The sequence below is a fragment of the uncultured Bifidobacterium sp. genome (assembly GCF_945269915.1).
GTDB classification, from domain to species: Bacteria; Actinomycetota; Actinomycetes; order Actinomycetales; family Bifidobacteriaceae; genus Bombiscardovia; species Bombiscardovia indica.
The window spans coordinates 1-3,170 of record NZ_CALYOY010000068.1; the positions used below are offsets into that span (position 1 = coordinate 1).

General features: G+C 65.6%; 3 protein-coding genes. 1 reads left to right on the plus strand and 2 read right to left on the minus strand.

Annotation, left to right across the window (positions count from 1 at the left end; translation table 11 throughout):
• Positions 1-737: carboxymuconolactone decarboxylase family protein (locus tag Q0K62_RS07915; protein ID WP_297317432.1), on the minus strand; the 737-nt coding region annotated here is incomplete at its 3' end.
• Between the two features lie 104 nt (positions 738-841).
• Positions 842-1,486 (minus strand): NAD(P)H-binding protein, encoded by a 645-nt coding sequence (locus tag Q0K62_RS07920; protein WP_297317433.1) that lies wholly within the window; start codon positions 1,484-1,486, stop codon positions 842-844.
• Between the two features lie 250 nt (positions 1,487-1,736).
• On the opposite strand from Q0K62_RS07920, the gene Q0K62_RS07925 reads away from it, so the two are divergent.
• Positions 1,737-3,170, plus strand: a 1,434-nt coding sequence (locus tag Q0K62_RS07925; protein WP_297317434.1) for an HAD-IC family P-type ATPase, incomplete at its 3' end; no start/stop codon positions are given.

Sequence of the window (3,170 nt, forward strand, 5' to 3'; positions counted from 1 at the left end):
GGGAAGTCCAGCCACTCGACCGGGGACTGGCCGTTCTGGGCCGGGGTGATGGCGACGTGGGTCATGGAGGAGTTCCTTGACGCCCCGTGCCAGTGCCTGACCCCCGCAGGGCAGAAGACCACATCGCCCGGCTTGAGCTGCCGGGGTTCATGACCCTCCTCCTGTTCCCAACCCAGGCCGGCCGTAACCAGGAGGAGCTGGCCATGGGGGTGGGTGTGCCAGCGGTTGAAGCAGCCGGGGGCGAAGGTGACGTTGCCTGCCGAGCATTCCGCATCCGGTTCGGTCAGGTGGTGCAGCCAGGCATGACCGGTGAAGTTGGGGCCATCGGCCGGGTCGCCCAGGGGGTAGGGGCCGGAGTCGGGAAGATCGCTGGTCTGGTCTCCGGCCCGGGTCCCGCCCTCGCCTGCCGCCGTGTCCTCGTTGCCGAAGATCTCCTTGGCCAGGTTGAAGGCGCTCCAGGCCTTGGGCCATCCGGCATAGAAGGCCAGCTGGGTGATCAGTTCCACCATCTCGGATCGTGTGACCCCGTTGCGCCTGGCCAGGTTCATGTGGCTCTGGAGCTGGGGGAAGAGGCCCATGGCCATCAGCCCGGCGCAGGTGATCATGCTCCGGTCGTGGGCCGAGAGTTCCTCCTCGCGGGACCAAACCTGGCCGAAAAGCACGTCGTCGTTGAAGTGGGCGAAGAGGGGTGCGAAGTCGCCGAGCTGATCGTGCCCAGCCGTCTGTTTGATTGCCATGATGGTTTCTCCTTCTTTCATATCTGCCGTCGTCACTGATACATCAACGATATCCGGCCCTCCCGGGTCTTGCCTATCAGGGCACTCGGGCGTCCGGAATGCCGTCAGCCCACCCAGACCGGCCTGTCGCCGTCTGTGCCTGGTCGGGATATCCCCAGGCTGGCGCGGCTGTGTTCGGCAGGGCCGGCCAGGATCTTTTCAATCAGGTCCGCTATGGAATTCCGGGATACGGTCGTCCCCCTGTACGGCTGACCCTTCTCGGTCAGTTCGTAGTCCCTGTCGGGCTGGTCATCCATATATGCGGCGCGGATGATTGTGTAGTCCAGGTCGGAATCCTCGATGATCCGTGCCGCCCGGCGGGTGTCCTCCATGACCTCATGACCGCAGGACTCCTCGACCCACCGGCCGAATTCGCCCGGCACCTCATGGTAGAGCCCGAGTCCGGTAATCCAGATCAGGCGCTTGACCCCTGCCTGGTCCATGGCCCGGACCGTCTTCTCGGCCATGGGTTCGAATCGGCCACCCAGGTCGGCGAGGACCATGGTCTGGCCCTGCATCGCTTGGAGAAGACGGGGGTAGTCGTTCACGTCCCCTTCGGTGATGGTCTCCCTGGATGGGTCGAGGACGGGAAGTCGGTCGGCGCTGCGCAGGTACTCGGTCAGGTGGGTGTCGTCCTCGCCGGCCAGCAGATCCTTCCGGACCAGGCGGGCTATACGACCGTTGGCGCCCAGTATCAGCAGATTTGTCATGGTGCCTCCCGATGGCGTGTTCCTGAACTCCATCTATACGCCTTGAAGTGGGCTTGAAGTCAAGGGGCCTGCGCAGGTGAAGGATTCGTCTCAAAGCGAGAGTCGGAACTGGAGCTTGTGCGGGCGTCTGTGTAATATCTGATACCAACTTGGTAGATATCCACGCAGCGTTTCGGGTTTGGCCCCTTCCGACTTCGTTCGACAGGCCCCCGAAGCGTTGACTACTCCGTGGCATGAGCAGGAGAGTGGTATGACTGGGTCAACCAGCGGTTCCAAGCAGACACAACCCCTCGTAACAGGCGGAACTCCGTCCGGACAGGGGCATCCCTTCCCTGATGGGGCCGCCTCGGTGGCCCCAGCCGGCCAGGCGGCGACCGCACGGTCGGGGAATTTCGATGCCCGACTGGATGATCCCTCGGTGCTTGAGGCGGATCAGGTCTGCAAAGCCCTGAATGTCGATCCGGCCCACGGGCTGGATGAGGACGAGGCCGCCCGGCGGCTGGGGAGGTTCGGCCCCAACGAGCTGGCCGGCGCCCCTCCGGTGCCAGCCTGGCGCAAGTTCCTCCAGCAGTTCAAGGACCCCCTGGTCTACCTCCTCCTGGCCGCCACGGCCATATCCCTGGTGGCCTGGGTGGTGGAGCGGTCCCACCCCTCGGCCGGTGGGGGCGAACCCCTCCCCTTCGATGCCATCGTGATTGTGGCCATCCTGCTTCTCAACGCATGTCTGGGTTATGCCCAGGAGGCCAAGGCCGAACGTGCCGTGGACGCCCTGGCCAGCATGACGGCCCCCCACGCCTCCGTCCTGCGTGGGGGGCAGGTGGTCAGTCTGGAAACCAGCCGGATCGTTCCGGGTGATGTGGTCATTCTGGCCGAGGGCGACACGGTCAGTGCGGATGGCCGCCTCCTGACCGCGGCCGGCCTACGCGTGGCCGAGGCCTCCCTGACCGGCGAATCCCTGCCCGTAAGCAAGCGACCGGCCAGGCTGAGCGGGACCACCGCCCTGGGTGACCGGACCAACATGGCCTTCAACGGCACCGCAGTGACCCAGGGCACGGGCCGGATGGTCGTGACCTCCACCGGCATGGGCACCCAGGTGGGCCGCATCGCCAGTATGCTGGCCAACACCGAGGAGGAACCCACCCCCCTCCAGAAGGAGATGGCCCGGGTTTCCAAGATCCTGGGCCTGGCTGTCTGTGTCATCGCCGTCCTGGTCCTGGCCGCCCTGGCCGTCATGGAAGGCTTCCATACCATCCAGGACCTGATCGACTCCCTCCTCATGGCGGTCTCCCTGGCCGTGGCGGCCGTCCCCGAGGGGCTCACCGCCATCCTGACCGTGGTCCTGGCCCTGGGTGTGCAACGCATGGCCAAGCACCATGCCATCGTCAAGAAGCTCAGCTCGGTGGAGACCCTGGGGTCGGCCTCGGTCATCTGCTCCGACAAGACCGGTACCCTGACCCGTAACGAGATGACCGTGGAGCGGGTCGTGGTCCCCTCCGGGCAGGTCAGCCTCACTGGCACCGGGTACAATCCTGAAGGGTCGATGACCCGGGTGGCCTCGCAGGGACCGTCGGCCGATACGGATGTGGACCCCTCCCTGGTCGACGAGGTCATGCAGACCCTGATGGTCGGGTCCGTCGCCAACGATGGAGGTCTGCGCCAGGAGGCTGGTGACTGGTCCGGGGCC